The 8262-nt window shown below is 59.4% G+C and carries 10 protein-coding genes; 1 reads left to right on the top strand and 9 read right to left on the bottom strand.

The window, feature by feature from the left end:
- From ligD to BN1800_RS41880, 7 genes are all read right to left on the bottom strand, one after another.
- The coding region (ligD, locus tag BN1800_RS38465; RefSeq protein WP_087006065.1) for a non-homologous end-joining DNA ligase at positions 1-862 on the bottom strand (862 nt) is incomplete at its 3' end.
- A gap of 165 nt (positions 863-1027) precedes the next feature.
- Positions 1028-1288 (bottom strand): hypothetical protein, encoded by a 261-nt coding sequence (locus BN1800_RS38460; RefSeq protein WP_087006062.1) that lies wholly within the window; start codon positions 1286-1288, stop codon positions 1028-1030.
- A 265-nt stretch (positions 1289-1553) separates the two neighbouring features.
- A complete protein-coding gene (locus BN1800_RS38455; RefSeq protein ID WP_087006060.1) occupies positions 1554-1757 on the bottom strand; it encodes a cold-shock protein in 204 nt (67 codons plus the stop codon).
- Positions 1758-1991: 234 nt separating this feature from the next.
- Entirely contained in the window at positions 1992-2795 is an 804-nt protein-coding gene (locus BN1800_RS38450) for an ABC transporter permease (RefSeq protein WP_087006057.1), read from the bottom strand.
- Between the two features lie 2 nt (positions 2796-2797).
- Positions 2798-3598, bottom strand: coding sequence for an ABC transporter permease (locus tag BN1800_RS38445; protein WP_087006052.1), 801 nt, complete (start codon positions 3596-3598; stop codon positions 2798-2800).
- Positions 3595-4596 carry an ABC transporter ATP-binding protein gene (locus tag BN1800_RS38440; protein ID WP_087006049.1) on the bottom strand — a complete coding sequence of 334 codons (1002 nt, stop codon included), beginning with the start codon at positions 4594-4596 and terminating at the stop codon, positions 3595-3597. The genes BN1800_RS38445 and BN1800_RS38440 overlap by 4 nt, the downstream gene beginning before the upstream one ends.
- Positions 4597-5017: 421 nt before the next feature.
- On the bottom strand, positions 5018-5314 hold the full coding sequence (locus tag BN1800_RS41880) for a hypothetical protein (RefSeq protein ID WP_165928374.1): 297 nt from the start codon (positions 5312-5314) through the stop codon (positions 5018-5020).
- A 71-nt stretch (positions 5315-5385) separates the two neighbouring features.
- Between BN1800_RS41880 and BN1800_RS43740 the strand changes: the two genes are divergently transcribed.
- Positions 5386-5568 carry an ATP-binding protein gene (locus BN1800_RS43740; RefSeq protein WP_087006046.1) on the top strand — a complete coding sequence of 61 codons (183 nt, stop codon included), beginning with the start codon at positions 5386-5388 and terminating at the stop codon, positions 5566-5568.
- Here the strand turns inward: BN1800_RS43740 and pepT are convergent.
- Both pepT and BN1800_RS38420 read right to left on the bottom strand, forming a co-directional pair.
- Positions 5552-6829, bottom strand: coding sequence for a peptidase T (pepT, locus tag BN1800_RS38425; protein WP_087006044.1), 1278 nt, complete (start codon positions 6827-6829; stop codon positions 5552-5554). The genes BN1800_RS43740 and pepT overlap by 17 nt on opposite strands.
- Positions 6830-6972: 143 nt before the next feature.
- A complete protein-coding gene (locus tag BN1800_RS38420) occupies positions 6973-8208 on the bottom strand; it encodes a CapA family protein (protein ID WP_087006068.1) in 1236 nt (411 codons plus the stop codon).
- Positions 8209-8262: the final 54 nt, after the last annotated feature.

Here is an 8262-nt window from a genome sequence, read left to right as displayed (position 1 = left end):
TCAGGCGATCGAGCATAGAGCGCAGCTCCCATGCGACACTTTCCCTGAAGCCGGTCCCGACATTCCCGACATAGACGAGCCCATCGCCCTTGCGCGCCGCAAGCAGAAGGGAGCCGATTCCAGCCCGCGCGACCATGGACTGTTCATAGCCGACGATCACAAAGCTGTCGCTCTGGAGGCATTTGATCTTCAACCAATCGCCGAGGCGGCCGGAGCGGTAGGTGCTGTGCCGGTTCTTGGCGATGATGCCCTCGAGACCGTGCTCGCATGCAGCAGCAAGCAGTTGATCGCCATCTGCCTCGACCTCTTCGGAAAGTCGAATGTCGCCCTCCTTGCCGGCGACCAGGCCCTCGAGCAGATGACGCCTTCCGGACAATTCCATCTCGGTGAGGTCATGTCCATCGAAGTAGAGCAGGTCGAAAGCCATGAAGAGTGCTTCGCCGGACGTGCGTTTGCCGCCACGCCCGCCAAGCGATTGCTGCAGCAACCCGAAATTTGGCCGCCCCTGCTCGTCGAGAACGACTGCCTCGCCGTCAAGTATCGCAGTAGCCACGCCGAGCTGCTTTGCGGCTTCTGCTATCGCCGGAAAGCGATGCGTCCAATCATGCCCGCCTCTCGTGATGATCCGGACGCGCCTGGGTTCGATGTGCACCGCGAGACGATATCCGTCCCATTTGATTTCGAAGACCCAGTCTGGTCCCTTCGGCGGCTTCGCTTTTGTAAGTGCCAGACATGGCTCGATGCGCGCGGGCATGGGATCGAGGGGAAGGTTCGGCTGGGCAGGATCTCGCGGCTTGCGGGCTCTTGAACGAACCGGCATATCGGTGGCGAGCAGCGGTTTTGGTGGCGGAGATTTGACCATCCGACGATTACATCAGGGAATGCGTAAAAAGAAAACGACATTTGAGATGATGGCATCGGAAGAATTCAAGCCGAAATGCAAATGGTCGGACGCATGGCCGATGGCGCACCCCTAGAAAATTGCAGGCCAGGTCAATACCCGAACGAAGTCGCGGCGGAGCGGCGCTCAGAGATGCCTCTCCACGTCGCCGTTCAGAAAGTCCCATCTCATGCCGAGCGGCTGTCTGACCAGATCGTAATGATCGTTGAACCGCTTGATCAAGGAGCCCTCCAGGTCCGGATCCCACATCGTCGCCTCATAGCCCAAACGGCCGCTGACAAATACCGAAAATTCCCTGAGCCCGAACGATCTTTCGTCATCTGCGCGCACGCGCTCGATAAACTCATCGGTAAGAGCGATAATTTGGTTGTGCATGATATTCGACATGACCAGACCTGCCTGCTGGGAGATAGCGAGATTTTAGCAACTTTCGGACTGACTTGTCATCTTCGAGCGAGCATCCCGAGTTGTTCCGCGAATTCGAACTGTATGGCGAGCGTGACCGGGGCGTGCAAAGCGAGTTGGAGGAGGGATATGAAGCCAGCTGAAGTCCTTCTCAAACATGGCGTCATGCTTTTGCATCTGTATTCGACGAGATCCGAAAGGCCGTCGGATGCCGGCAGCTCACTCGCTCCGACGGTCTTAAACGTGATCAGAGCGGGCTGACGTTTTCCGCTTTCGACTTTCCAGTTTTGCGGTCCTGGCCTAGTTCGTAGCTTACCCTTTGTCCCTCTTTCAAGGATCCGCCTCGTGGCAGAGCGGAGACATGCACAAATACGTCCGTCCCGCCATTTTCAGGGGTGATGAAGCCAAATCCTTTGTCTTCGTTGAAAAATTTGACAGTACCGGTAGGCATGAAAGCTCCTGCCGCGCCGGTAAACCTATAGCGCAAGCTTCTCGTTATCAATGGCGTGTCAGATTTCGCTGTTAAGTTGTCGGTTGGCACTTAAATGCGTTCAATGGAAAACTCAGCGCAAGAACCGCAGCAACCCCTCACAACCGAAATCGCATAGACATGATCCTCTTCCCGTTATGGGTACGGTCATAGGAGCGAGCGCAAGCCGGCCGACCCCGTGCCCCGCGGGCCGAATCAACCGCCGGCACCCTGGTATTTTCCGGTGGCGTACCGCCAGTAAGCGATGGCTATCAGCACCCAAATAGGGCCGGCCACGAGAGCCACAGGCCCGGCCCAGTCCCCGAGGATCGGGATGGGCCTGCCGAGCAAGGCGCCGACAGGAACCGAGCTGGTGAGCGCGAGCGGAACCGCGGTGATGAGGATGGTCTGAATGCCGCCGGGAAAAATGTTGAGCGGGTAGCGCGATAACTCCCAAAAACCGAAGAAGATCGAAAACAAGTGGTTGGACCGCACCCAGATCAGTGCAGTGGCGCCGATCATGGTGATGAGCGCAGCGGTCAGCAGCGTCGCGCTGAGGAGCGCGGCAATGAGAAACGATGCGGACCCGACCGACCAAACGAAGTCGATGGACAGAACGGCCCAACCCATGAGCGGCATCGCGAGGATGATGTGGCCCGCATAGCCGATATTGAGACCGGAAAAGACCAGATAGGCCCAGGGGCTGAAAGGCTTGACCAGCAGCGTATCGTAAGTGCCCAGGCGCACCAGTTCTTCCAGGTCGCGCAATTGCACGAAGCTCATCGCAGCGCCGAGCGAGTAAGCCAGCAGTTGGAAGCTGAACAACAGCGCAAGCTCGGGCCAAGTCCAGCCGCCGAGCGTGTCGAAGCGGGCGAGCAGGATTCCTATGGTCGCGAAGACGCTGCCATAGGAAAGTATCTGCGCAAGACGGTCGAGCCAGAAAGCGCCGCGATATTCCATCTGGGAGCGGACATGCATCCGCACCAGCAGGGGGATGACTCGTAGGTGATGAATGAGCACGATCAACCTCCCTGCACGGTGATGCGGCTGGAGGCGCAGCGCCACAACCAAAGGACGCCCAAGAGGAACAACCCGACCCAGGCAAGGCCCAGGCCGAAGTAGAGCCAGACATCGGAAGCGGAGAGCCTGCCGAGATAGACGGCATTCGGATAATAGACCACCCAGGCGAAGGGCAGGTGGCGAGCGACTGTGGCAAGTGGTTCGGGGAAGAACCAGAAGGGGACGAGCAGTCCCGAGAACAAGTGCAGCAGGGCGCCCAGGATCCAGTCCAGCGAGAAACTCGTCATCAGCCAGAAGGCGATGAGGCCGAAGAGCGCGGACATGAGGAAAAGCAGCGTAAAGGACAGCGCCCAGAAGGCGAGGAAAAGCAGCGCGTGAAACAGGCTCGCCGGTGGCAGCATGCCATAGAACAATGCAGTGAAAGCAACGGTTGGAATGACCTGGGTTACCAGGCGATAGGCAAAGCTGCCGCATTCGTTGGCGAAGAGATAGAGCGGATAGGACAAAGGCTTGAGCAGCCATACGGCGATATCGCCGGTCTTCAGTGACCGACCGATCTCGCCGATGATCCTTTCAGGGCGGGTGGCACCCATCACGGCGCCGCCCAGCAGGGCATAAGTCACCATCTGCTGCAGGGAGACCCCCTCGACCACGGTGCCGCCAGCGCCGGCATAGACGGCCAGCCAGATGGCGACGCGCGCGACGACCTGCACAAGTTTGCCGAAGATGTTGGCCCATACTTCGTTGCGGTAGGCGAATTGCGCGTGGAAAGCGCTGCGGGCGAAGGCGAAATAGGCGGTCATGATGCCCGAGCCTTGACGTTGCGACGCTGGTAGAAAGTGCGGATAACTTCTTCGATGTCCGGCTCGTGCAACGCCACATCCTTGAGGTCACGCCCGCTCCCCACCTCCGACAGGATTCGCACCAGCGATACGTCCTCACGCTCGATGAGATAGTTCTTGCGCAAGCCCTCGTCGCTGACGAGTGCCGCAGTCGTCAGCAGCAGCGGCCCGGGATCGCTGGCAAATTCGAGGGTCAGCCGCCGGGCCGAGCCCAGTGCGGCGCGCAGGCTCCTCAATTCGCCGTCGAAGATGAGCCTGCTATGGTCAACCATAATCAGCCGCGGGCAGATGGTCTCGATATCCTGCAGGTCATGGGTGGTGAGGATGATGGTGACGCCGCGCTCGCGGTTGATCTCGGCGAGAAAGCGCCGCACGGCATCCTTGGCGACCACGTCCAGCCCGATGGTCGGTTCATCCAGAAAGAGAATCTTAGGATCGTGCAGCAGCGACATCACGATCTCGGCACGCATGCGCTGGCCGAGGCTGAGCTGGCGCACGGCGCGGTCGAGAAAGGGCGTCAGCTCAAGCAACTCGCTGAAGCGCCTGAGATTGTCCGCATAGCGGGCGGCGGGGATATCATAGATGCGCCGGTGCAAGGTAAAGCTGTCAACCAGCGGCAGGTCCCACCACAACTGGCTGCGCTGGCCAAAAACGACTCCAATCTCACGAGCATTGTCCATCCGCTGCAGATGCGGCGTCCGACCAAGTACCGAGAGCGTGCCTGCACTCGGCACCAGGATGCCCGTCATCATCTTGATCATTGTGGATTTACCGGCGCCGTTAGGGCCGAGATAGCCTACGGCTTCGCCCGTCGCAATGTCGAAACCGATGTCGGAAACGGCCAGAACTTCAGTGTATTCGCTGGTCACCAGCGTCTTCAAGGCGCCCAGCAGGCCTGGAAATCTCTTGTGTTGCCGGAAGCATTTGCTGACGCCCCGTGCCTCGATCAAAGCCGTCATGGATACTCCTTCGAGGGTAATTCTTGCCGATTCGGCAGCGGCAAGGACTGAGAGCTTAGGCTAACGCGGGGCTCGATAAGTTCAAGCAAAAGTTGCTTTTGGCCGTTACTCAATCGAGGCCGCCCGTCCGGTGCTCAGTAGAAATCCAGCGCCGTCTTTTCAGTCTCTCAGAAGATCTCCCATCCGATCGCCGCTTGGGGCGACGAATACTGGCTGGTTCATAACGCTCACCGCGCCGACCTATCTGGGGAAAGCTTGCGGCGAAATCAGCGCCGTAAATCTTGACTCGTGACACGAATGAACTGACAACAATCACTGCCAGCAGGACCCCCGGCCTCAAGGGGCGAGATCATCCCGAAATCCGGGCGCGCAATCATCTCGGGACAAAGGGGCGGCTTCATCGGAATCGGCACCCATGAGTTTACTTCTTTCCTTCGAAGAGCGGGTCGAGATTTCGTTCGGCGATGTGTCCTGCCCGTTCGCCGAGTGTGAGGTTGCGCTCTCGAACAACGACCGCAGCGGCCCATTGAAATTCGAAGTACGGGCTCACGATACCAGCGCTGCGTTCGAGATCGCGTTCACCGCGACGGATGCAACATACGTACAGACATCTGGAGCTGCCTGCCGCATCAAAACGCCGCGTCACGACCTGTCGATGGCGGAATATTTCGCGGAGGATGCGCCGCCTAACCCCGCTCAAGAACTGCGGGTAGGTCAAATGAATGCACCGGCGAGCTCGAACCCTGCTACGGGACCAACAGCAGCTTTCCGGTCGTGCGTCGGCTCGCCATGTCCGCGTTCAATCCCTTGTTCACGACCAAGCAGACAGGGATGGGTATGGGCCTGGCGATCTGCAAATCGATCATCGAGGCACATGGTGGTTCCCTGACAGTTCAATCTGCTGAGATAGGCATCAGTTCTCAATTGCTGTTGAATGACCACCCTTTCGAAGATGTCAGGTTAACTTCGTAAGGCGGAGATCTGGAACAACTGGGGCGCTCATGCAGTAGCCAGTCGCCGCCAATTGGCAAATCTTCAGCGCAACTTCAAACGACCTTTCGAAGGCTGGTACCGGCAGAAACTCGTAGCGTGAATGGAAGTTGTAGGCGCCGGTGAAGAAGTTCGGTGTAGGTATCCCTCTGGCTGAGAGGACCGCGCCATCGGTGCCGCCGCGCATCGGGATCACTTTCTTCTCGATCCCGAGTTCCTCCATGGCCTTGAAGAGAAGAGCGACGGCACGATCGTCGCGAGCGAGGCTCGTGGAGATGTCTTGATAGGTGTCGGTAAACTGGTAGCGGACATTCCCGGTGGGATAACGTGATCGCATTCGTTCCGCGACCTCGGCGATCCGGCGTTTTCGCCGATTGAAGCCATCTGTGTCGAAATCCCGGATCAATGCCGTCAATACTGCCTCGCTGTCGGTGGCGGTGAGGTCCTTGAACCAGAAAAAGCTCTGGCGTTCCTCCGTGCATTCAGGCGTCTCCTCGCGGTCGAAGTGGGAGATGAAGTCCATCGCCATCAGCAGCGGATTGACGAGCGTTCCCTTTGCGGACATCGGGTGCGCACTGACGCCGGTTAAGACGATCTCGCAGGATGCGGCGTTGAATGTCTCCAGGACCACTTCGCCAAGTTCGCAGCAGTCGATCGTGTACGCAAAATCACAGGGAAAGCGGGAGAGGTCCAGCGCCTTGGCGCCGCGCAATCCGATTTCCTCGTCCGGCACGAAGGCGATGAAGACATCGCCGTGGCCGATCTGTTGATCGAGCCGGGCAAGCATCGTCATGATGACCGCGATGGCGGCCTTGTTATCCGCACCGAGCACGCTGGTGCCGTCACCGACGATGATGTCTTCCCCCAACCAGTCAAGAACTTCCGGATGTTCGGCGACCCGGAGCCAGATGTCCTCCTCGTGATTGAGGCAAAGGTCCTCGCCTTCGAAGCGGAGGATTTGTGGGCGGACGAAGGACGAGAGGCCGACATCAACCGTGTCGAGATGCGCGATGAAGCCGATCGGTGGTACCTCAGGCCTGTTGCCACGTTTGACGCCCGTCACGATGGCATGCTCGTCGATCAGGACGTCCTCAAGGCCGATGGCGCGCATCTCGTCGACGAGCAAAGTTGCAAGAGCAGCCTGTCCAGGTGAGGACGGCAAGGATTGCGAGCGGCCGTTGCTTTGGCTCTCGATCGCGGCATAGCGAAGAAACCGACTGATGAGTTCTTTCTGAACTTCCATGTTCATCATCCTCGTCCTGAAGCAGTTCTGGCCCTTGTCGGCGGCGTTTTTTTAGCTGAGATGGGCCGGCTCACGGCCGCTTCCGGCTGTCGTGGTGGACAGCGGAGCTAACCAGTGAGCTCATTGGTACGGCGCGCTGCAGGCTAAAACCTGATGACACCGACATCGCCGGAAACCTCGATGTCGACGCCGAGCCTCGCCGATTGTTCCGAAAATCGGCGCAATATCCGTTCGGCGCTTTTGCCTGCTGCGAGATGCGGCGCCAGACGACGTTCCAGCACCCCGTCAGTCAGCGCTTCATCGCCTCCGATGATGACGGGATGAAGCGTGATCTCGATTAGTCCGTTATCTTCGCCGAACGAGCATAGGCCGATGAGGCTCTCCCAGACTTCGGGTGCCGTCCAGGTCGACTTCTTCGAACGCACGTGGAAAATGAAATTCCCCAGGCTGTAGAAGATCGGCCGGCCCCGGTAGATCTCGATCGGCTGGAGAACGGGCGCACCGTGGCTCACGAACATGGCAGCACCAGCATCGATGCATCGTTTGGCAACGCCACTCACCCAGTCGGGGACCTGGTACCAGTCGGACGCCCAATGGTGATGGTGGAGATAGGTGACCACCAGAGATCCGTCGGCGGCCGCAGCCGCGATCGAGGCGAGGTTCCTGGCAAGATCGGCCTCATCGATCTTGACGCTGCGTCCGAACCTTTCCGATCGCCTGAAGACCGCACGCGAGATGCCGATCTCGGATTCCGGGGCGAGGCGCGGCGGATCGTCCGGCTGGCTGTCATTGGTGAGATCGATCGCCGTGTAACCGACCTTGTCGCGAATGGCCTGGATTTGATCGAACGCGGTCTCGTCGACCTCGATGACCTGGGACAGCCGAAGCCGATTGACGCCGGGGCGTCCGGGGCGATTGTCGTCGGCGTTGGCGGCGTACATGAAATCCGGACCGGGACCTCCGTCCATCGCGACGATCGCGACCCGCCGCCCGCCGATCGTTGCGGTGCTTGGCCGCGAGACCTCTGTATGGTCGCGACCGAGGCCGGCATGAAGGAAGTCTCGCTTCTCCACCTCCTCGAGCGTTGAGAGCACGCCGGACGGGCCGAGGTCGAAGGCATGGTTGTTCGAAAGCGAAAGCGCCCGAAACCCGATCGCCCGGAGAGTATCGAGAACGACCGGATCGCTGCAGCCGAAGAACGATCCCTTGAGCGGCCAGCCGCCGTGGCTCCCAAGGATGGTCCCCTCGAAGTTGGTGAAGGAGAGATCCGCCTGGCGAAGGAGCGATCGAACCTTGCCGAAGGCGGGGGCGGGGATGGCGCGGATATCGTGCTTGATGAGCGACTGGCCGGTGACGGCCAATGTGAACCTGTTATTCATGAAGTGACCTTCTGTGGCGATGCGCGCCACCCGTTCGAATATCTGGCTGTTCCG

Origin of the sequence: Rhizobium sullae (assembly GCF_900169785.1) — a bacterium.
Lineage (GTDB): Bacteria > Pseudomonadota > Alphaproteobacteria > Rhizobiales > Rhizobiaceae > Rhizobium > Rhizobium sullae.
Note: the sequence above shows the minus strand (reverse complement) of the source record. Positions and strands in the feature narration are given on the sequence as shown.